General features: G+C 72.3%; 18 protein-coding genes. 9 read left to right on the top strand and 9 right to left on the bottom strand.

What is annotated here, in order from left to right; all coding sequences use genetic code 11:
- Positions 1–11 precede the first annotated feature (11 nt).
- From gnd to dnaA, 3 genes are all read right to left on the bottom strand, one after another.
- Complete coding sequence (gene gnd / locus ACIGZJ_RS08675; protein WP_380575565.1) at positions 12–887, bottom strand: phosphogluconate dehydrogenase (NAD(+)-dependent, decarboxylating); 876 nt, start codon at positions 885–887, stop codon at positions 12–14.
- Positions 888–1,132: 245 nt separating this feature from the next.
- On the bottom strand, positions 1,133–2,263 hold the full coding sequence (gene dnaN, locus ACIGZJ_RS08680) for a DNA polymerase III subunit beta (protein ID WP_396456561.1): 1,131 nt from the start codon (positions 2,261–2,263) through the stop codon (positions 1,133–1,135).
- Positions 2,264–3,259: 996 nt separating this feature from the next.
- Positions 3,260–5,104, bottom strand: a complete 1,845-nt coding sequence (gene dnaA, locus ACIGZJ_RS08685) for a chromosomal replication initiator protein DnaA (RefSeq protein ID WP_392930281.1) — start codon at positions 5,102–5,104, stop codon at positions 3,260–3,262.
- Between the two features lie 442 nt (positions 5,105–5,546).
- Here dnaA and rpmH point away from each other — a divergent pair, with 442 nt between their 5' ends.
- The 9 genes from rpmH (at position 5,547) to ACIGZJ_RS08730 (ending at position 12,464) form a co-directional block, all read left to right on the top strand.
- Positions 5,547–5,684 carry a 50S ribosomal protein L34 gene (gene rpmH, locus ACIGZJ_RS08690; RefSeq protein ID WP_148643823.1) on the top strand — a complete coding sequence of 46 codons (138 nt, stop codon included), beginning with the start codon at positions 5,547–5,549 and terminating at the stop codon, positions 5,682–5,684.
- Between the two features lie 19 nt (positions 5,685–5,703).
- Positions 5,704–6,132, top strand: a complete 429-nt coding sequence (rnpA, locus tag ACIGZJ_RS08695) for a ribonuclease P protein component (RefSeq protein ID WP_392930284.1) — start codon at positions 5,704–5,706, stop codon at positions 6,130–6,132.
- Positions 6,129–6,500, top strand: a complete 372-nt coding sequence (gene yidD, locus ACIGZJ_RS08700) for a membrane protein insertion efficiency factor YidD (protein WP_396456562.1) — start codon at positions 6,129–6,131, stop codon at positions 6,498–6,500. Before rnpA ends, yidD begins: the two co-directional genes overlap by 4 nt.
- A complete protein-coding gene (gene yidC / locus ACIGZJ_RS08705) occupies positions 6,497–7,669 on the top strand; it encodes a membrane protein insertase YidC (protein ID WP_396456563.1) in 1,173 nt (390 codons plus the stop codon). The genes yidD and yidC overlap by 4 nt, the downstream gene beginning before the upstream one ends.
- Before the next feature lie 91 nt (positions 7,670–7,760).
- On the top strand, positions 7,761–8,291 hold the full coding sequence (locus ACIGZJ_RS08710; RefSeq protein WP_392930290.1) for a protein jag: 531 nt from the start codon (positions 7,761–7,763) through the stop codon (positions 8,289–8,291).
- Between the two features lie 190 nt (positions 8,292–8,481).
- A complete protein-coding gene (gene rsmG, locus ACIGZJ_RS08715; protein WP_396456564.1) occupies positions 8,482–9,318 on the top strand; it encodes a 16S rRNA (guanine(527)-N(7))-methyltransferase RsmG in 837 nt (278 codons plus the stop codon).
- A 279-nt stretch (positions 9,319–9,597) separates the two neighbouring features.
- A complete protein-coding gene (locus ACIGZJ_RS08720; RefSeq protein ID WP_396456858.1) occupies positions 9,598–10,641 on the top strand; it encodes a ParA family protein in 1,044 nt (347 codons plus the stop codon).
- On the top strand, positions 10,638–11,720 hold the full coding sequence (locus tag ACIGZJ_RS08725; protein ID WP_396456565.1) for a ParB/RepB/Spo0J family partition protein: 1,083 nt from the start codon (positions 10,638–10,640) through the stop codon (positions 11,718–11,720). The genes ACIGZJ_RS08720 and ACIGZJ_RS08725 overlap by 4 nt, the downstream gene beginning before the upstream one ends.
- Before the next feature lie 126 nt (positions 11,721–11,846).
- Positions 11,847–12,464: a GNAT family N-acetyltransferase gene (locus tag ACIGZJ_RS08730; protein WP_392930296.1), complete on the top strand. Its 618-nt coding sequence runs from the start codon at positions 11,847–11,849 to the stop codon at positions 12,462–12,464.
- A gap of 113 nt (positions 12,465–12,577) precedes the next feature.
- On the opposite strand, the gene trxA is transcribed toward ACIGZJ_RS08730, so the two are convergent.
- The 6 genes from trxA to murJ form a co-directional block, all read right to left on the bottom strand.
- The gene (gene trxA / locus ACIGZJ_RS08735; protein WP_392930298.1) at positions 12,578–12,904 is read right to left on the bottom strand and encodes a thioredoxin; all 327 of its coding nucleotides are present in this window, start codon (positions 12,902–12,904) and stop codon (positions 12,578–12,580) included.
- A 136-nt stretch (positions 12,905–13,040) separates the two neighbouring features.
- A complete protein-coding gene (gene trxB, locus ACIGZJ_RS08740; protein ID WP_396456566.1) occupies positions 13,041–14,009 on the bottom strand; it encodes a thioredoxin-disulfide reductase in 969 nt (322 codons plus the stop codon).
- A 193-nt stretch (positions 14,010–14,202) separates the two neighbouring features.
- Positions 14,203–15,153 carry an anti-sigma factor family protein gene (locus ACIGZJ_RS08745; RefSeq protein ID WP_396456567.1) on the bottom strand — a complete coding sequence of 317 codons (951 nt, stop codon included), beginning with the start codon at positions 15,151–15,153 and terminating at the stop codon, positions 14,203–14,205.
- The gene (sigM, locus tag ACIGZJ_RS08750; protein ID WP_396456859.1) at positions 15,150–15,905 is read right to left on the bottom strand and encodes an RNA polymerase sigma factor SigM; all 756 of its coding nucleotides are present in this window, start codon (positions 15,903–15,905) and stop codon (positions 15,150–15,152) included. Before sigM ends, ACIGZJ_RS08745 begins: the two co-directional genes overlap by 4 nt.
- Before the next feature lie 103 nt (positions 15,906–16,008).
- Positions 16,009–17,940, bottom strand: coding sequence for a protein kinase family protein (locus ACIGZJ_RS08755; protein ID WP_396456568.1), 1,932 nt, complete (start codon positions 17,938–17,940; stop codon positions 16,009–16,011).
- 305 nt (positions 17,941–18,245) lie between these two features.
- Positions 18,246–20,771 carry a murein biosynthesis integral membrane protein MurJ gene (murJ, locus tag ACIGZJ_RS08760; protein WP_396456569.1) on the bottom strand — a complete coding sequence of 842 codons (2,526 nt, stop codon included), beginning with the start codon at positions 20,769–20,771 and terminating at the stop codon, positions 18,246–18,248.
- Positions 20,772–20,774: the final 3 nt, after the last annotated feature.

The raw sequence follows: 20,774 nt of genomic DNA on the forward strand, positions 1-20,774 counted from the left end.
CGGGGGTCGGACTACTTCGACTCGACCGCGTGGCCGCCGAACTGGTTGCGCAGCGCGGCGATCATCTTCATCTGCGGCGAGTCGTCCTGGCGGGAGGCGAAGCGGGCGAAGAGCGAGGCGGTGATCGCGGGCAGCGGCACGGCGTGGTCGATCGCGGCCTCGACCGTCCAGCGGCCCTCGCCCGAGTCGGCGGCCCAGCCCTTGAGCTTGGCCAGGTGCTCGTCGTCGTCCAGGGCGCGGACGGCCAGGTCGAGCAGCCAGGAACGGATGACGGTGCCCTCCTGCCAGCTGCGGAAGACCTCGCGCACGTCGGTGACCTCGGGGGCGGCCTCCAGCAGCTCCCAGCCCTCGGCGAAGGCCTGCATCATCGCGTACTCGATGCCGTTGTGGACCATCTTGGCGAAGTGGCCGGCGCCGACCGCGCCCGCGTGCACCGCGCCGAAGTCGCCCTCGGGCTTCAGTGCGTCGAAGACCGGCTGGGCCTTGGCCACGTGCTCGGCGTCGCCGCCGTACATCAGCGCGTAGCCGTTCTCCAGGCCCCAGACGCCGCCGGAGACGCCGCAGTCGACGAAGCCGATGCCCTTGGCGGCCAGCGACTCGGCGTGCTTGATGTCGTCGGTCCAGCGGGAGTTGCCGCCGTCGACCACCACGTCACCGGGGGAGAGCAGCTCGGCGAGCTCGTCCACCGTCGCCTGGGTGGCGGCCCCGGCGGGGACCATGACCCAGACCACGCGCGGGCCCTGGAGCTTGGTGACGAGCTCCTGGAGGCTCTCGACGTCCGAGATGTCCGGGTTGCGGTCGTAGCCGATGACGGTGTGGCCGGCGCGGCGGATCCGCTCGCGCATGTTGCCGCCCATCTTGCCGAGACCGATGAGGCCGAGCTCCATGACCAAGTCCTTACCTGTGGTGACATGCCTGGCTGGCGGCGGCGCCGTTGCCGCGCAGTGCCGAGCCTACGCGCTGAACGGCCTGGGGCCCGGCGTCAAACCCCCGCCTGCCCGGGCGTCGCACCGGAGGCGGGGGCCGATACCGGGCCCCTCGGGCCTCCCCGCCCGTCGGGCCGACCGGGGGAGAGGCCGTCCACAGGCGGTGTGCACAGCCTGTGGGTAACCGTCGCGGGTGGGCGGTCGGCTCAGCCGGAGAGGCGGACCGGCATGATCAGGTACTGGTAGGCCTCGTCCGCCTCGGCGTCCACCGAGGGCTTGCCGCTGAGCAGGGCCGGCTTGGTCGGCGTGGTGAAGCTCAGCTGGGCGTAGGCGGAGTCGATGGCCTTGAGGCCCTCCTCCAGGTAGCCCGGGTTGAAGGCGATCGAGATGGCGTCGCCCTCCAGCGAGGCGTCGACCCGCTCGGTGGCCTGGGCGTCGTCGCCCGAACCGGCCTCCAGGGTGAGCACGCCCTCCTCGAAGTTCAGCCGGACCGGGGTGTTGCGCTCGGCGACCAGCGAGACGCGCTTGAGCGCCTCCAGGAAGGGCTGGGTCTGGATCGCCGCGATGGCGTTGAACTCCGTCGGGAAGAGGCTGCGGAACTTCGGGAACTCGCCCTCCAGCAGGCGGGTCGTGGTCCGGCGGCCGGCACCCTCGAAGCCGATCAGGCCCTCGCCCGCACCACCCGAGGAGAGCGCGATCGAGACGCTGTCACCGCTGCCGAGGGACTTGGCGATGTCCTGCAGGGTCTTGGCGGGCACCAGGGCGACCGCGGAGATGTCCGACTGCTCGGGCTTCCACAGCAGCTCGCGGACGGCGAAGCGGTAGCGGTCGGTGGCGGCCAGGGTGATCCGGTCGCCCTCGATCTCGACCCGCACACCGGTGAGCACCGGCAGGGTGTCGTCACGGCCGGCGGCCACCGCGGCCTGGCTGACGGCCGAGGCGAAGACGTCGCCCGGGACGGTGCCGGTGGCGGTGGGCATCTGGGGCAGGGCCGGGTACTCGTCCACCGGGAGGGTGGGGAGGGTGAACCGGGAGCTGCCGCAGACCACGCTGACCCGCTGGCCGTCGGTGGAGATCTCCACCGGCCGGTTGGGCAGGTTGCGCGAGATGTCGTTCAGCAGCCGGCCGGAGACCAGCACGGTGCCGGCCTCCTCGATGTCGGCCTCCAGCTCGACCCGGGCCGAGACCTCGTAGTCGAAGCCGGACAGCGCCAGGCTGCCCTCCTGCGCGGTCAGCAGCAGGCCGGCCAGCACCGGCACCGGCGGCCGTGCCGGGAGGCTGCGGGCAGCCCAGGCCACCGCCTCCGCGAGGACGTCACGCTCCACCCGGAACTTCACCGGTAACCGCCTCCTGGGTCGAGCGCTCCCGCTCGCTGTCTGGTTCGTCTGATCTTGATCGTCGGTGCGGCTGACCGCCGAGCTCTGCCACTCCGCTTCCAGTCGCCGAGGACAGTCTGACGTACTCCACCGACAGACGGGGCAGACGGGCGGAAGCAAGCCGAACAGATGTCGGGGATCCGTTGTCCACAGATTTCGACCCCACCTGCTTTTGAACGAGTCGATTGGTCTATAGGTGTAGTGGTAGTAGTAGGGCCTGTGGAAACCGTGGATAACCCTGTTTGCGCAGGTCAGACCCGGTTTTTTGTCCACAGGAGGTGTGGACGGGAGCTGTGGACGGACACGGCCCGCTGTGGACGGCGGAGCGTTACCCACAGGACACCCTGAGTATCCACAGGTTATCCCCAGCGCTGTCCCCAGATCCTGCCATGGTTATCCACGGGCTCCGGTCAACATCGCGTGACGCCTTTCACACCAGGGCATGAACGCCTGCCCAAGGTTGTCGAACTGTGGACGCCACTGTGGACAACCTGGGGATAACCCGTCCGGCCCTGGGGACAACCGGTGGATAACCCGGATGGCCCCCTGACGGCCCGCCAATTGTCCACACCCTGTGGATAACCGTTGTGCACAAGTCCACAGGCACCTGACCTGCGCGGAAGAGCGTAGCGGTGGGCGGCCTGTGGAGGAATTCTGGATAACTCGCAGCCCGGTGGCCTGTGGACGGTCGAGAACCCCGCTCACCTGTGGATTTCGGCCCTGCGCGCCCGGGGAGTTCGAATCCCTGGTCAGACGTTCGGCGCGGGCTGTGCACTGGCGGAGCGTCCGTCACCGGCATCCATGCCCAGCGGATCGGCGATACACACCTGTGGACATGCGAAAGGGCGCCAGGATCGCTCCTGACGCCCTTTCGCCGGCCCGGGAACCGCCCGGGAACGACTCGGGGGCGGTGCACACCGTGCACCGCCCCCGACGCCCTCAACGGCCCTGGGAGGGTCAGCTCTTGATGCGGTTGGTCAGCTCGGTGACCTGGTTGTAGATCGAGCGGCGCTCGGCCATCAGCGAGCGGATCTTGCGGTCCGCGTGCATCACCGTGGTGTGGTCGCGGCCGCCGAACTGGGCGCCGATCTTCGGCAGCGAGAGGTCGGTCAGCTCCCGGCAGAGGTACATGGCGATCTGACGGGCCGTCACCAGCACGCGGCTGCGCGAGGATCCGCAGAGGTCGTCGACGCCCAACCCGAAGTAGGCGGCGGTCTGCTGCATGATGACCTGCGCGGTGATCTCCGGCCCGGCGTCCTCGTCCCCGCCCGGGATCAGGTCCTTGAGGACGATGCCGGCCAACTCCAGGTCCACCGGCGCCCGGTTGAGGTTGGCGAAGGCGGTGACCCGGATCAGGGCGCCCTCCAACTCCCGGATGTTGCGGGTGATCCGGGACGCGATGAACTCCAACACGTCGGCCGGGGCGTTCAGTTGCTCCTGGATCGCCTTCTTGCGCAGGATCGCGATCCTGGTCTCCAGCTCCGGCGGGGTGACGTCGGTGATCAGACCCCACTCGAAGCGGTTGCGCAGCCGGTCCTCCAGCGTGATCAGCTGCTTGGGCGGCCGGTCGGAGGACAGCACGATCTGCTTGTTGGCGTTGTGCAGGGTGTTGAAGGTGTGGAAGAACTCCTCCTGCGTGGACTCCTTGCTCGCCAGGAACTGCACGTCGTCCACGAGCAGGATGTCCATGTCCCGGTAGCGCTTGCGGAACGCGTCCGCCTTGCCGTCCCGGATCGAGTTGATGAACTCGTTGGTGAACTCCTCCGAGGACACGTACCGCACCCTGGTCCCCGGGAAGAGGCTGCGCGAGTAGTGCCCGATGGCGTGCAGCAGGTGGGTCTTGCCCAGCCCGGACTCGCCGTAGATGAAGAGCGGGTTGTACGCCTTGGCCGGAGCCTCGGCGACGGCCACCGCCGCCGCGTGCGCGAAGCGGTTGCTCGCGCCGATGACGAAGGTGTCGAAGAGGTACTTGGGGTTCAGCCGCGCGGCCGGCTCGTCCTTGCGGGAGCCGCCGGCCGGAGGGGCGCCGGGCGGCGGGGGCACCCCGGGCACACCCGGGCGCTCCGGGGCGCGCTCGCCGGCGGACTTGTCCGCGGGGCGGCCGGGGGCCGGTCGGCCCGCGGGGGAGCGGCGGCCGGGGCCGGTCCGGGGCTGCTCGTTCGGCCCGGGGCCGTAGGCACCGCCGAACAGGTCGCCCTGGGTGGTCGCGGGCGGTCCGGGAAGCGGGCGCTGCGGGTGGCGCCCGGGCTCCTCCGGCTCGCGGTAGACGGGCGGGGAGTCGGGGTAGGACGGGCCCTGCTCGGCGTAGCCGTGGCGGCCCTCCCAGGCGGGGGAGCTCTCGCCGCCCGGCCAGGCCGGTGCCCCGCCGGGGGGACCGTAGGGGGCCGGGCGCTGCTCGTAGCCGCCGGTGTCGTACCGGCCGCGCTCGTAGTCCTGCTCGTAGGGGCGCTCGTAGGCGGGCTCGTCGTACTCGCCGGTGTCCTCGGCGCCCGGGTACGGCTCGGCGGGTGCGGCGGACGCGGGGGTGGTCGGCACCGCGTTGGCGTCGACCATCACGGCGATCCGCACCGGACGGCTGAGCTCACGGCTGAGGGCCTCGGTGAGCTGCGGCAGCAGCCGGCCCTCCAGGACCTGCTTGGCCCGCTCGTTGGGGGTCGCCAGCAGGGCGGTGTCGTGCATCATCCACATCGGCTGGGTGCGCTGCACCCACTGCTTGTCCATCTCCCCGACGTCCGGGTCGCTGACCAGCCGCTCGACGACCCGCGCCCAGACCGGGACAAGGTCGCTGTTGACATCAGCCACTGGTGCACGCTTTCTCGGTTCCCCGCGGCTCCAGCAGGGGGTGGTGGATCAAGAGACTGTGGATCTGCGGTCCGTTGATGAAGAACAAACCAGACAAGTCCTGCAACGGTAGTCAGCGAACAGAGCGGGATCAAGTCGTTGTCCACAGGCTGTGGGCGAAGAGCGGGGGATGCGGTGTTCCGGCGCCAGGGTGTGAACGGCTGGTTTGACCCTCGTGCCTCGTCCCGCGTACCGTAACCAGGTCGAGTTGTCGATGGCCGCTGCCGCATGTCCGCGGGTCCGCCCGCTCCATAAGGCGCGCAGCACGGGCGCCGTGGATTGCCTGAACCCCAGCCGAACTGGGGTGATGGGCCGGATTTCCGTATCAGGGGAGATCACGCGGACGCACGGTGACGGCCAAGCGATCACCCGTCATCCTACGATTCACCTCAGGAGCCCCCGAGTGAGCAAGCGCACCTTCCAGCCGAACAACCGTCGTCGCGCGAAGACCCACGGCTTCCGGCTGCGTATGCGTACCCGTGCCGGCCGTGCCATCCTGGCCGCCCGCCGTGGCAAGGGCCGCAGCGCCATCTCCGCCTGATTCGCGCCAAGAGTCTGTTGTGCTGCCCTCCGAAAACCGGCTGCGGCGGCGCCAGGACTTCGCGACCGCGGTGAAACGCGGTCGCCGGGCCGGCCGGCCCCTTCTGGTCGTCCATCTCAGTAGAGACGGGGACCTCAAGGGGCAGGCCGACCGGACCAGCGACTCCCGCCCGCACGTCGCCGAGGGGACTCCTTCGGCGCGTGCGGGTTTCGTCGTGAGCAAGGCCGTCGGTCCGGCGGTCGTCCGCAACCTGGTGAAGCGGCGCCTGCGCCATCTCGTCCGTGATCGTCTCTCCAGGCTGCCCGCCGGTAGCCTGATAGTGGTGCGTGCGCTGCCCCAGGCCGCGTCCGCCTCGTACCAGGATCTTGAACGCGATCTTGACGCGGCGCTGAAGCGGCTGCTGAAGGCGGAGCCCGCCGCCGCGGCGCCGACGGGAGCAGGGCGATGAAGTACCTGCTGATGGGTCTGATCCGGGTCTACCAGTGGACCATCAGCCCACTGCTCGGTCCGGTCTGCCGTTATTACCCCTCCTGCTCGCACTACGGCTTCGAGGCCGTGAAGGTGCACGGGGCGGTCAAGGGCGGCGGCCTGACCGCGTGGCGCATCCTGCGCTGCAATCCGTGGACGCCCGGCGGGGTGGACCATGTCCCGCCACGCAAGCATCCGGTGTGGCACCGCCGGCTGCGCGATCTGCTGAGCCGCAGGTCCGCCGTCGGTCAGCCGGTGACCACACCCCCCGCCGGTCCGGACCCCGAGGGCCCGGCGACCATTGGCCCTGTGCGGCCAATCCCAATGTCCAAGGAGCCTGACCGGTGACCTTCTCCTTCCTGAACCCCCTGTACACAGCGGTGTCCTGGATCATCGTCCAGTTCCACTCGCTGTACAGCCACGTCTTCGACCCGGACGGTGGCTGGGCCTGGGGTCTGGCCATCGCCTCGATGGTGGTCGTGATCCGGATCTGCCTGATCCCGCTCTTCGTGAAGCAGATCAAGGCGACCCGGGCCATGCAGGCGATCCAGCCGAAGATGAAGGCCATCCAGGAGCGCTACAAGAACGACAAGCAGCGCCAGTCCGAAGAGATGATGAAGCTGTACAAGGAGGCGGGTACCAACCCGTTCTCCAGCTGCCTTCCCATCCTCGTGCAGGCGCCGTTCTTCACCGCCCTCTACGGTGTGCTCGCCAAGGTCGCGAAGAGCGAGCCGATCGGCGTCATCCACGGTGACCTGCTGACCAGCGCCGGCCAGGCGCACATCTTCGGTGCCCCGCTGTCGGCGACCTTCCTCGGCAGCACCGAGATCAGCGTCAAGATCGTCACGGCCGTGATGATCATCCTGATGTCGCTGTCGCAGTTCATCACCCAGCGCCAGCTGATGACCAAGAACGTCGACCTCTCGGTCAAGACGCCGTTCATGCAGCAGCAGAAGATGCTGATGTACGTCTTCCCGATCATGTTCGCCGTGATGGGCATCAACTTCCCCGTCGGTGTCCTCGTCTACTGGCTGACCACCAACGTCTGGTCGATGGGCCAGCAGCTGATCGTCATCCGCAACAACCCGACGCCGGGCAGCAAGGCGTGGGACGAGCGTCAGGCGCGGCTGAAGAAGGCCGGCCGGATCAACCCGGACGGCACCGTGATCAAGGGCGCCATGTTCGGCCTGCTCCCCCCGAAGAAGTCGACCGCCTCCGCCGAGGCCGTCGTCGAGGAGTCGGTGCAGGTCCGCCGCCAGCAGCCGCGCAAGCAGACCAAGGCCCAGCGCCAGCACACCGGTGGCACCCAGACGGCCAGCCTGACCAAGGACGCCCCGGAGCAGACGGAGGAGCCCGTGGACGCCGCCCCGGCGGAGTCCGGCGACGCCAAGTCGGCCGCGGCCAAGCAGGGTACGGGCAAGCCGGGTGGCACCAAGCCCGGTGCCACCCGGCCGGGCACCCGGCAGCAGCCGAAGCGTGGTGGGCAGGGCGGCCAGCGGCCGAAGAAGAAGTCCTGACCCGACCGGCCCCGCCCCCGGAGCGACCGGGCGGCCCCCCGATCCTCGTTTCCGGCCCACCACCCGGGCCCATCTCCGAAGGAGTCCATCAGTGACGGAAGGCACCACCTCCGCCGTCGAGGCCGAGGCCGCCGCCAGCGCCGACGACAGCCTCATCTCCCGCCTGGAGCAGGAGGGCGACATCGCGGCGGACTACCTGGAGGGTCTGCTCGACATCGCCGACCTCGACGGTGACATCGACATGGACGTGGAGGGCGACCGCGCCCTGGTCTCCATCGTCGGCGACGGCAACGACCGGGCGCTGCAGCGCCTGGTCGGCCAGGACGGCGAGGTGCTGGAGGCGCTGCAGGAGCTGACCCGGTTGGCTGTCCACCGGGAGACCGGCGAGCGCAGCCGCCTCATGCTGGACATTGCCGGCTTCCGGGCCCGCAAGCGTTCCGAGCTGGCCACGCTCGGCGCCCAGGCCGCGGATCAGGTCAAGAGCACGGGTGAGCAGGTCAAGCTGCGGCCGATGACCCCGTTCGAGCGCAAGGTCGTCCACGACGCGGTGGCCGCGGCGGGTCTGCGCAGTGAGTCGGAGGGCGAAGAGCCCCAGCGGTTCGTGGTCGTGCTGCCGGCCTGACAGCAGGTGGCACCGACGCCCGGCCCCACACGGCCGGGGGCGTCGGAACGACCGGTTGGCGACTGAGACCCCGTCCGCCTTGTGCGGGCGGGGTCGTCGTCCCTCTGCGGGGCCGCGGCCCGGCGGGAGATGTTTCACGTGAAACGGTGCGAAGCGCGGGTCGGTGGATCCGGGGAGCGGAGAGGCTGAGATGGACACGGAGAGCACGGCTGCGGGAGAGCCCGGGACGGGTGACGTCAACCCGGCCTCGGACGGTCCGGCTGTCGAGGGTGCGGCCGCCGAGGGGCTGGCCGAGGCGCCGGCCGTGGCCAGGGAGGTGTTCGGCGAGCGCTACGACGCCGCCGTCCGCTACACCGAGCTGCTGGCCACGGCGGGTGTCCAGCGCGGTCTGATCGGCCCCCGTGAGGTGCCGCGGCTCTGGGACCGCCACGTCCTGAACTGCGCCGTGCTCGCCGAGCTGCTGCCGCCCGGGTCGACCATGTGCGACGTCGGCTCCGGTGCCGGCCTGCCGGGCATCCCCGTTGCGCTGGCCCGGCCCGACGTGTCGGTGACCCTGCTGGAGCCGCTGCTGCGCCGGACCACCTTCCTGGAGGAGGTGGTCCGCGAGCTGCAGCTGGAGAACGTCACCGTGCTGCGCGGCCGCGCCGAGGAGATGGTCGGCAAGATCGCGGTGGACGTGGTGACGGCCCGCGCGGTCGCACCGCTGGACCGGCTGGCCGGCTGGGGCATGCCGCTGCTCCGCCCGCACGGCCAGATGCTGGCGCTCAAGGGCGACAGCGCCGAGCAGGAGCTGGCGGACTCGCGGGCCGGGCTGACCAAGCTGGGCGCCGTCGAGTGGACGGTGATCTCGGTGGGCGAGGGCACCCTGGAGACCTCGACCCGGGTGGTCCAGGTCAAAGCGGGGGAGAGCCCGGGCGGGGTGAAGGCGGCGACCAGGCGGGCCAAGGCGGCCCGGGCCGGGCGCAACGCCGGGGCCCCCGTGCGCGGTGGCGACCGGACCCGGGGCGGACGGCGCCGCGGGCGCTGAGCGAAGCCGGGAGAGCGGGCGGGTGGTCCTCGGACCGCCCGCCCGCTCTGCTGTCCGCCCGCTCTGCTGTCCGCCCGTTCGTGCCGCTCGTGCCGCTCGTTCCGTTCGTGCGGCTTCTGCGGCGCCCGGGTGACATCCGGGCGGCCATCAGGGGGACTGCCGCCCATCGGAGTGTCGCACCGTCAGATTTCCGACATAGCGGGCATGGTGTTTCACGTGAAACGTCGCTCCCTGCTTTCAGACGGTCTCGACAAGCGGCTTCGCCGCGGGCTCGGTCTCATCCGGGCGGCGACTGTTGCCGCTCCGGTTTCACGTGAAACACTGACCCCCATGCAGGACTCGGAGACCATCGACCAGATCGATGACACGCCCATCGCGCGTGCTGCCCAGGCTGCGGTCCAGGCGATCGGACGGGCGGGGGAGGGGCTTCCCCGGCCCGCCGCCACCCGCGTGATCGTGGTGGCCAACCAGAAGGGCGGGGTGGGCAAGACCACCACCACCGTCAACATGGCCGCCTCGCTCGCCATGCACGGACTGCGGGTCCTGGTGGTGGACCTCGACCCGCAGGGCAACGCCTCCACCGCACTCGGCATCGACCACCACGCCGAGGTGCCGTCGATCTACGAGGTCCTGGTGGAGGGCAAGCCGCTGGCCGACGTGGTGCAGCCGGTGGTGGACGTCGAGGGGCTGTTCTGCGTCCCCGCCACCATCGACCTGGCCGGCGCGGAGATCGAACTGGTCTCGCTGGTGGCCCGGGAGGGCCGGCTCCAGCGCGCCATCGCCGCGTACGAGCAGCCGCTGGACTACATCCTGATCGACTGCCCGCCCTCGCTGGGCCTGCTGACGGTCAACGCCCTGGTCGCGGGCCAGGAGGTGCTGATCCCGATCCAGTGCGAGTACTACGCGCTGGAGGGTCTCGGCCAGCTGCTGCGCAACGTCGAGCTGGTCCGGGCGCACCTCAACCCCACGCTGCACGTCTCCACCATCCTGCTCACCATGTACGACGCCCGGACCAGGTTGGCCGCCCAGGTGGCCGAGGAGGTCCGGACGCACTTCCAGCAGGAGGTGCTGCAGACCGCGATCCCGCGCTCGGTGCGCATCTCGGAGGCGCCCAGCTACGGTCAGACGGTGCTCACCTACGATCCCGGCTCCACCGGGGCGCTCTCCTATCTGGAGGCCGCCCGGGAACTCGCGATGCGGGCGGTGGTCGCCGGGAGCGGTGGTTCACTGGTGGGCCAGCAGCGGGACGGCCAGCAGCGGGATGGCCAGCCGGGGCAGGATGCCCCGATGGCACAGCACAGCACGACGGAGGGCAATCGGTGAGTGGTCGCAGGGGTCTCGGACGAGGACTCAAGGCGCTGATCCCGGCCGCGACGCCGGAGGACGGCGCGGTGGCTACGCAGCCCGCGGCGGTCGCGGTGGCGGTGGCCGACACGGTGGTACCGGCGGCGGTGCCGGTGGTGCCGACCGGCCGCGGCACGGTGGCGGCCCGGGCGGCCGCCGAGAGCCTGCGGGAGCAGGCCGACCGGGAGACGGCGACGGCGGAGCCGGCCCAGGCGGTCGGTGCCTTCTTCGCCGAGCTGCCGCTGGACGCGATCACCCCCAACCCGCGCCAGCCGCGCGAGGTCTTCGACGCCGACAAGCTGGCCGAGCTGGTCGCCTCCATCAAGGAGGTGGGCCTGCTCCAGCCGGTGGTGGTGCGCCAGGTCGCGCCCGAGCGCTTCGAGCTCATCATGGGCGAGCGCCGGTGGCGGGCCTCCCGGGAGGCCGGGCTGGAGCAGATCCCGGCGATCGTCCGGGCCACCGAGGACGACAAGCTGCTGCTGGACGCCCTCCTGGAGAACCTGCACCGGGCGGAGCTGAACCCGCTGGAGGAGGCCGCCGCCTACGACCAGCTGCTGCGGGACTTCTCCTGCACGCACGACGAGCTGGCCGACCGGATCGGCCGCTCGCGCCCGCACGTCACCAACACCCTGCGGCTGCTGAAGCTCTCGCCGGCCGTCCAGCGCCGGGTCGCCGCGGGTGTGCTGACCGCCGGGCACGCCAAGGCGCTGGTGGGCGTGCCGGACGCCGAGCGCCAGGAGCACCTGGCGAAGCGGATCATCGCGGAGGGCCTCTCGGTGCGCACCACCGAGGAGATCGTCCGGCTGATCGACAGCGAGGAGAAGCCGCAGCGCCCGGCCGGGCCGAAGGCGGGCAAGCTGCTCTCCCCGGCCTTCAACGACCTGGCGAGCCGGCTCTCGGACCGCTTCGACACCCGGGTCAAGGTCGAGGTCTCGCAGCGCGGCGGCAGGCTCGGCAAGGGCAAGGTCGTCCTGGAGTTCGGATCGGTGGAGGACCTGAACCGGATCCTGGACAGCCTGGCCCCGGGCGAGGACGGGCTGCGGCTGTCGCAGAGCTGAGCCACTCCGGGGGAGTGGTACTGCCGATGGGTGCATGTTGTACGTGAGCCGGGTTTCACGTGGAACATGCACCCATCGGCATTCGGGGGAATGCTCGACTGTGGAGTGGACGAGGAGGTGCGGGGGATGGGACGCCGGATCGCTCCGCTGACGTTGGACAACCTCGCGGACCTGCCGACGACCTGCCGCTCCTGTGTGTTCTGGGAGCTGGATCCGGTCAGCGGACGGGCGGCGGTGGAGTCGGGCAAGCCGGAGCTGGAGAAGGAGGGCTGGATCTCCGCGGTGCTGCTGGAGTGGGGGTCCTGCGGCCGGATCGTCTATGTGGACGACGTCCCGGCCGGGTTCGTGCTCTACGCCCCGCCCGCCTACGTCCCGCGCTCGCAGTCCTTCCCGACCAGTCCGGTCTCTCCGGACGCCGTCCAGCTGATGATCAGCCGGGTCGTGCCGGGCTTCCAGCGCCAGGGGCTCGGCCGGGTGCTGGTGCAGACGGTGGCCAAGGATCTGCTGGGGCGGGGGGTCCGGGCGATCGAGGCCTTCGGCGCGGTCGGACGGGAGCCGCCGAGCTGCGTGCTGCCGGCCGACCACCTGCTGGCGGTGGGCTTCAAGACCGTACGGCCGCACCACCGCTACCCGAGGCTGCGGCTGGAGGCCAGGGCCACGCTCTCCTGGCGGGGCGATGTGGAGGGGGCGCTGGAGCGGCTGCTCGGCGGGGCGCGCAAGGAGCCGGCGCTGCGGCCGTTCTGAGCTCCGGCCCGGCCGGCCCGGGCGCCGCGGTGTGAACGACGAAGGCGGCGCTCCCCGGTGGGGGGAGCGCCGCCTTCGCGCGGTCGTCGGCCGGGCCCAGGCCCGGTCAGGACCTAGATGAACTCGGCCAGCTCGCGCAGCAGCGCGGCCTTCGGACGCGCACCGGTGATGGACTTCACCGGCTCGCCGCCCTTGTAGACGATCAGGGTCGGGATCGAGATCACGTTGTACTGAGCGGCGGTCTGCTGGTTGCTGTCGACGTCCAGCTTGGCGATGGTCAGCTTGTCGGCGTGCTCGGCCGCGATCTCTTCCAGGATCGGGGCGACCTGGCGGCACGGGCCGCACCAGGTGGCCCAGAAGTCGACCAGTACGGGCTTCTCGCTGTCCAGGACATCGGCCTTGAACGTCGCGTCGGTGACGGTGGTGGTGGCGCCGGCCACGGGGACTCCTCAGGGTCAAACGGCAAAGAGGGCTGCTGCCAGGAGAACAACGGGCGGACCCGTTCTGTTTCTGCCTGGCCGGCGCGGGGGTGTTTCACGTGGAACACCCCCGCGGGGGATCGGTCGGTGGGGCGGATCAGACCGCGACGGTCGCGGCGGCCTGGGCCTCCAGGTCGGCCAGCGAGGCCAGGTAGCGCTCGGCGTCCAGCGCGGCCGCGCAGCCGGTGCCGGAGGCGGTGATGGCCTGGCGGTAGGTGTGGTCGACGACGTCGCCGGCACCGAAGACACCCGGGATGTTGGTGCGGGTGGAGGGGGCCTCGACCTTGAGGTAGCCCTCGGCGTCCAGCTCCAGCTGGCCCTTGAACAGCTCGGTGCGCGGGTCGTGGCCGATCGCGATGAACAGGCCGGTGACGGGCAGCTCGCGGGTCTCGCCGGAGACGGTGTCACGAAGGGTGACCCCGGTCAGCTTCGGGTCGCCGTGGATCGCCTCGATGGCGCTGTTCCACTCGAAGCGGATCTTCTCGTCGGCGAAGGCGCGCTCCTGCATCGCCTTGGAGGCGCGCAGGCTGTCGCGGCGGTGGACGATCGTGACGCTGCGGGCGAAGCGCGAGAGGAAGGTGGCCTCCTCCAGGGCGGTGTCGCCGCCGCCGACCACCGCGATGTCCTGGTCGCGGAAGAAGAAGCCGTCGCAGGTGGCGCACCAGGAGACCCCGCGGCCGGACAGCGCGTCCTCGTTCGGCAGGTCCAGCTTGCGGTGCTGCGAGCCGGTGGTGACGATCACGGCGCGGGCCTTGTGGACGTTGCCCTCGGAGTCGGTGACGGTCTTGATGTCACCGGTGAGGTCGACCGAGACGATGTCGTCCGGGATGAGCTCGGCGCCGAAGCGCTCGGCCTGCGCCCGCATGTTGTCCATCAGCTCGGGGCCCATGATGCCGTCCCGGAAGCCCGGGAAGTTCTCGACCTCGGTGGTGTTCATCAGCGCGCCACCGGCGGTGACGGCACCCTCGAAGACCAACGGCTTGAGGGAGGCTCGGGCGGTGTAGAGCGCAGCCGTGTAGCCGGCCGGGCCGGAACCGATGATGATCACGTTACGGACGTCGCTCACTGCATCTCCTGGTTCGCATCGCGACCCGCGCTAGTGCGGGGAGGGCGGTCCTGCTCCGCCGCCCGGGACAACGACTGACCAGTCTCCCGCATTCCCAGGCGGATCAGTACCAGGTGCCCGAACTCTGGGAGCGTCGGGTCGCGCCGGGCGTGGATCGTTCGGATCGCGGGGCGCGGAACGCCGCATGTTCCGCTCAGCGGGTCGGGACGGTCCGGTGCAGCAGGACCGGCCCGCAGTCGGGGGTCCGGAGGTAGACGTCCAGCTGGTCCGGGTGGCCGGGCACGGCGTACACCAGGACCTCGGCCGGGGCGCCGGCGAAGCTGCCCCGGTCGGTGGCCAGCGGGGTGCCGTCGACGGGGGCCGGACAGGCGGTGGCGCTGTGGCCGCGGATCCCCTGCTCGCCGTCGACCGGCGGTCCGGCGGAGGGTTTGGCGGCCGGGCTGCCGGGGCGGCCGCCCTGGGCGAGCAGCTGCTGGATCTGGGCGGCCAGCGCGTCCTCGCGGTAGGCCGTCCCGCCGTCGGCCTCGGGCCGGGGCGGGGTGCCGGCGGCGGGGACGGAGGTGGCGGCCGGGGCGTCGGCGCGGGCCGCGCTGGTGCTCGACGACCGCCGGTCGTCCGGCTGCAGCAGCAGGGCGCCGCCGAGGCCGACCGCGAACAGTGCGGCGGCGGCGCCGAGCAGCAGCCGGGCCCGGCGTCGGCGGGTGCGGCCCGGCCCGGGGCTGCCGGGGGCGGTCGACGGGGTACCCGCGGCGGGGCGCCCGGGCGGCGCGGAGGCCGCTGTGGCGGGGCGTGCCGGCCGGGTCGGGCCCTCGCCCCGGTGGCCCGGTCGGGAGGGCTCCTGGGGGCCGCGTACGGCCTTGTCGACGGCCTCGGCGGCGTCGGTCTCGGTGGCGGCCGCGGCCAGCGCGGCGTCGAGCCGCTCGGCGATGTCGGCGGGCATCGGCGGCGCCTCGGCGGCCCCGAGCAGTGCCTGCACCTCGGCGAGCGCCTCGGTCGTCTCACGGCACTCGGGGCAGTCGGCGAGGTGGCGCCGCAGCGCCTCGGCGGTCTCGGCCGACTCGACCAGCCCCTCGGCGAGGTCGGCGAGCTCGTCGACGCCGGGGTGCGGTCCGGTGGGGTCGGGGGAGGAGAGGGGGGCAGTCATCGCGTGCTCGCGTCTCCTTCCAGGATCGGTCGGCCGGTGTCCGGGCCTGTCCCTGTGACGGTGCGGGCGGCCGGTGGGTTCCCGGGGGGCCCGGAGGCGCCGCCGCGGACCGGTCCGCCGCCCGGTCGGGCGGTCGTGGTTTCACGTGGAACGGCGGCCGCCGCCGCGCCGCCGCCGTCCTCGCGGAGGTGGCGGACCAGCGGCAGCAGCCGGGCGCGGCCGCGGGCGCAGCGGCTCTTCACGGTGCCGACCGGCACCCCGAGCAGCTCGGCGGCCTCGGCGACGGGGTAGCCCTGCATGTCGACCAGGACGAGCGCGGCCCGCTGCTCGACCGGGAGCTCGGCGAGCGCCGCGGTGACCTCCCGGCGCACCTCGGCGCGGACCACCGGGCTGTCGGCCGGTTCGGCGGAGCCGACCAGGGAGTCCAGCCGCTGCGGGTCGTCGTCCAGCGGCTTGGTGCGGCGGGTGGCGGTGCGCCGGGCGCGGTCCAGGCAGGCGTTGACCACGATCCGGTGCAGCCAGGTGGTGACGGCCGAGCGGCCCTGGAAGGTGTGGGCGGAGCGGAACGCGGAGACCAGGGCGTCCTGGAGGGCGTCGGCGGCCTCCTCGCGGTCGCCCAGGGTGCGCAGGGCGACCGCCCAGAGCCGGTCCCGGTGGCGGTTCACCAGCAGGCCGAAGGCCTCCCGGTCGCCGGCGACGTGCCGGGCGAGGAGGGTCGCGTCGTCGTCCGTCCGGTCCGCGCCGTCCGTCACTGCCACCGCCCCTCCCCGTCCTGTGCCGTCCTGATGTCCTGTGCCGGGCCGTCCCGCGCCGGGTCGTCCGGGCTGGTCGTCCGGGCCGTCCGCGCCGGTGCGGTCAGCCGAAGACCTTGACGTCGGCGACGTGGCCGCGGAACCTGCCGTCGTTATCCTTCGGCAGGCTGGTCATCCAGAGCAAGAGGTAGCGCGTGGTGACCGGCGCCTGGGCGGCGAAGTCGACACTGGTGCCGCTGCCCTTGTCGACCACGGTGAAGGCGTTCGGCTGGGCCTTCTGCGGGTTCCCGGCGGCCTGTGCGCCGGGGACCCTGAGCTCCGCCGTGGTGGAGCCGGCGAACTGGACGTTCACCGAGCTGACGGGCTGCGGCGTGCCGAGGTCGATCAGCAGGCCGGTGCCCTCCCGGGGGAGCGGCTTCGGGCCGAACGGGTCCTGGTACCAGGAGCTGATCCAGACGGTGTTCGGGTCCCCGTCGAAGGCCTTGTCGGTCAGGTAGTTGCTCGGCGGATTGGTGCCCACCGGGTCGTAGGACTGGGCCTCCTTGACCTGGATCGGCACGGGGGTGTGCGCGGCCGCCTGCACAGGGGCCGAGCTGGTGCCGCTCGCGGGCTGGGTGGCCGCCGCCGTGGGCCCGGTGCTGCGCAGGCTGTCGACCAGCTGCCAGGAGCCGACGCCGATCGCGCCGAGGGCGACCGTCCAGGCGGTCGCCTTGACCACCCGGCGCAGCCGGCGCCGACTGCGCCGGACCGGCTGGGCCATCGGGACCGGGCCGGTGCCGGGGGCGGCGACCACCCGGGTCGGGTTGGGCGCGGTGGGCAGCGCGTGGGTGTTGTGCCGGGGCGGCGCGGTGTAGGCGGGCAGCTCCGGCTCCGGCTGGCGGATGCGCGGCATCAGCGCGATGGCCTTGGCGAGCTGCTCGGGGGTGGTGATCGGCTCGGCGTGGTGCGGGGGGTGGTCGAACAGGGCGCGGGCGGCCAGCTCGGAGAGGCCCTTGTGGACGCCGGCCCGGACCTGGTCGGGCGGCACGTCGCCGAGGCTTCTGGGCAGGCCCTGGAGGTCGTAGCGGTCCTCGGGGAACGGCCAGCGGTGGGTCAGCGCGGCGTACAGCAGGGCGCCGATGGCGCGGGTGTCGGTGCGCGCGGCGTCGTCGGCGGTGCCGCCGTCACCTTCGCCGCCACCGGCGGGCAGCCCGCGCAGGGCGGCGTCGACCGCGATGCCGTTGATCCGGTACTGGCCGCTGTCGGTGCGCAGCACACAGCGCGGGGTGAGCCGCAGATGGGCCTGGCCGCGCCGGTGCGCGGCGGCGACCGCGTCGGTGACCTGGCGGACCATCTGGTACGCCTCGTGCGGCTCCATCGGGCCGGTGGCGAGCAGCTTGGCGAGGTCGGAGGCGTGCGGCAGCCACTCCCGGACGACGTAGACCAGCTCGCCCTCCTGGACGGCGTCCAGGACCTGGACGAAGCGCGGGTCGCCGAGCAGCGCGGCGGACTTGGCGGCGGCCAGCACGGCGCGGGCCCGCTGGTGGCCGGCCGCCATCAGGTGGACGCCGACGGCCCGGCGCAGCTTCTCGTCGACCGCCCGCCAGCTGCTGAAGGTCTCGGCCTGGGAGATGCACTCCTCCAGCCGGTACCGGTGGCCGATGGTGTCACCGCTGTGCCGCAGCGGGGCGGGGAGGGTGCGCGGCAGGGTGCCGGTGTCGCGGGTGTCGACGGTGGGCTGCGGGTCCTGCGGGGGGCGCGCGGCGGCCTTTCCGGCGCCCGCCCCGGCCGCTGCCGCGTCCGCCCGCCGCTTGGCCGCGGCGGCGTCGCCGGCGGACAGCTCGGCGGCGATCTCCTTGGCCGACAGCGGTGCGGTGATCTCCGAGGTCTCCTCCCCGCTCGGGGAGGGCTCGGAGTCGCTCGGGGCGCGCTCGGTGCCCCCGGCCGCCGAGGCCGCCTCATCGGCGAGCTCGTCGATCGCCGCGGCCAGTGCGGCCTCGTCCGCCGCGCCGCCAGCTGCTGACGTGTCGACGACCGCCTTGGTGCCATCAGCCACCGTGGTCCTGCCTCCCCTTGTGTCGCCCCGGCCTGAGAGAGTCGCTGGAGCGTAGAGGTTGGCCGCCCTGCGCTCCAGGACAATTGTGCCCACTCTTCTCCACCGGTACGACCGCTGAAAGGGCCTCGCGGTTGCGTGATGGTGGAGAGATGTGGTGCAGATCCGGCACTGGGCCGCCATCCGGGTCCGGGGGATTCCCGGACCGGATGGCGGCCCAGTGCCCGCCCCGACGGGGCGGAGAACCCCGGCCGTCCGGTTGACGCCCGATCAGGGCGCCGGCCGGTACGACCGGTTGGTACGAGCGGTCAGCGGCCCAGTCGGCCGCGGACCATGCCCAGCATCGCGTTCAGCTCCTCGATCCGCAGCTTCTTCGCGATCAGGGTGAAGACGGCGATCTGGAGGGCGCCGGCCAGGACGATGGTGAGCACACTGCCCAGCCAGCCGCCGATGACCTGCTGCACCGCCAGACTGACGCCCAGCCCGACCAGCGCGGCCGGCACACAGGCGGTGATCAGCCTGGTGTAGGTCTTGCCGATCCGCTTGGTGTCCAGCCCGCCGATCTTCTTCTTCAGCTTGGGTACCGCCACCGCCACTCCGACGGCGTACGCCAGACCGTACCCGAATGCCATACCCGTCACGGTCCACTCGGCGGGGAGGACGACCCAGCAGAGCAGCGAGAAGCCGGCCTGGCAGGCCGCCACCCAGACGGTGTTGGAGAACGGGGTCCGGGTGTCCTCGTAGGCGTAGAAGCCGCGCAGCATCACGTACTGCACCGAGTACGGGATCAGGCCCAGCGCGAAGGCGGAGAGCATCAGACCCACGTTGGTGGCGCTGTCCAGGGCGACCTCGTTGCCGCCGACCCCGTAGATCGAGCGGCCGATCGCGGGGCCGAGCGAGAGGAACAGGAAGGCGCCCGGGACGACCGCCACGGCGGTGGTCCGCAGGCCGTACGAGATGTCGTCGCGCACCGCGCCGGCGTCCTCGTCGGCGGCGGCCCGGGAGAGCCGGGGGAGCACCGCGCTCATCAGCGAGACCACGATGACGGCCTGCGGGAGCTGCCAGATGAGCAGGGCGTTGGAGAAGGCGGCGAGGCCGACACCGTTGTGGCCGCCGTGCTCGGCGGCGCTGCCGGCCGCGGTGGCCAGTTGGGTGATCACCAGGTAGCCGGCCTGGTTGGCGAGCACGAAGAAGAAGGTCCACTTGGCCAGCCGGCCGGCCTTGCCGAGGCCGTGGCCGCGCCAGTCGAAGCGCGGCCGGTAGTGGAAGTCCGCCGCCCGCAGGTACGGGATCATCGCCAGCGCCTGGACGGCGAGGCCGACCAGGGTGCCGATGCCGAGCAGCCGGACGCCCTCGGGGGAGATCGTCTCGGGGGTGACCCCGGTGGTGCCGAAGCCGCCGTACACCCAGAGGTAGGCGGAGAAGGTGAAGATCACCACGATGTTGTTGAGGACCGGGGTCCACATCATCGCGCCGAAGCGGCCGCGGGCGTTGAGGATCTGGCCCATCACGACGTGGATGCCCATGAAGAAGATGGTCGGCAGGCAGTAGCGGGCCATCGCCACGGTGGTGTCGGCGCGGGCCGGGTTCGCCATCATCGGGTGCGAGATCAGCTGCACCAGCAGCGGGGCGCCGACCACGGCCAGCAGGACCACCGCGCCGAGCCCGACCATCACCAGGGTGAGCAGCCGGTTGGCGTAGGCGGTGCCGCCGTCCTCGTCGTTCTTCATGCTGCGGACCAGCTGCGGCACGAACACGGCGTTCAGGGCGCCGCCGCCGATCAGGATGTACAGCAGGGTCGGCAGGGTGTAGGCGGCGTTGTACGAGTCGCCCATCACGCTGACGCCGATCGCGGCGGTGATCACCATCGTGCGCAGGAAGCCGGTGCCACGGGAGACCAGGGTGCCGGCCGCCATGATCGCGCTGGAGTTCAGCAGGCTGGCGACCTTGCCGCCGCCGGCCGCGGGCGCCTGGGGGGCGTGCGGCTCGGCCGCCAGCTCGTCCAGCGGCTCCACCGCGGGCGGTACCTGGACGGCGGCCACCTGCATGGTGGCCTCCTCCTCGGAGAGCGGCGGGTCGAACTCGATCGGCGGGACGAACGGGCGCTGCCCGTCCTGGCCGCCGCCGTGGTGGCCCGGGTAGGCGCCGGCATGCGGGTACGGGGCCGGCGGCAGGAGCGGCTGGCCCAGCGGGGACTGCGGCACGGGGGGGACGGGTGCCACGGGCGCCGCGGGGGCCATCGGGGCGTGGCCGAGCGGCGACTGCGGGGGCTGCGGCACGTGCGGACGGGAGGCCGCCTCGGTCTGGCCGGGGCCGCCGCCGCCCGCGCCGAACAGCGCGTCCACACCCACGTACTCGGTGCTCTCGGAGTCCCAGGCGGAGTGCGCCGGGCCCGGCTGCCACTGCTGGTGCTGCGGCGGCTGGTGCTGTTGGTGCTGTTGGTGCTGCCCGCCCCACTGGTCGGCCGGCGCGGCCGGCTGCTCCCACCCGGGGGCGCCCTCCTGCCAGGCCGCCTGCGGCGGGGTGTCCCAGCCGGGCTGCACCGGCGGGACGGGCGGGGCGAAGGAGTTCGCCGGCACCGGCGTCGGGTAGCCGCCGCCCTGCGGCGGAAGCTGCGGCGGCACGTCGTACGCCGCGACCGGCTGCTGGGGCTCGGCGGGCCGGGCGGTCTGCATGCCGTACGGGTCCTGGCCGTCCTGGTGGCCCTGGTACGCGTCGGCCGCGTACGGGTCCTGGGCGTAGGTGTCGGCCACGTACCAGTCGCCGGACGGCGACTCGGCACCCGGCCGGCCCTCACCGCGGCCCGGCGGCCGCTCATCGCTGCGCCCGGTCATGTC

The organism is Kitasatospora sp. NPDC052868 (assembly GCF_044547105.1).
Lineage (GTDB): Bacteria > Actinomycetota > Actinomycetes > Streptomycetales > Streptomycetaceae > Kitasatospora.

Bases quoted from the DNA above. Each gene is read 5' to 3' on its own strand.
- gnd (WP_380575565.1), bottom strand. From the start codon at position 887: ATGGAGCTCGGCCTCATCGGTCTCGGCAAGATGGGCGGCAACATGCGC.
- yidD (WP_396456562.1), top strand. From the start codon at position 6,129: ATGAAGTACCTGCTGATGGGTCTGATCCGGGTCTACCAGTGGACCATC.
- rsmG (WP_396456564.1), top strand. From the start codon at position 8,482: ATGGACACGGAGAGCACGGCTGCGGGAGAGCCCGGGACGGGTGACGTC.
- ACIGZJ_RS08730 (WP_392930296.1), top strand. From the start codon at position 11,847: ATGGGACGCCGGATCGCTCCGCTGACGTTGGACAACCTCGCGGACCTG.
- ACIGZJ_RS08745 (WP_396456567.1), bottom strand. From the start codon at position 15,153: ATGACTGCCCCCCTCTCCTCCCCCGACCCCACCGGACCGCACCCCGGC.
- murJ (WP_396456569.1), bottom strand. From the start codon at position 20,771: ATGACCGGGCGCAGCGATGAGCGGCCGCCGGGCCGCGGTGAGGGCCGG.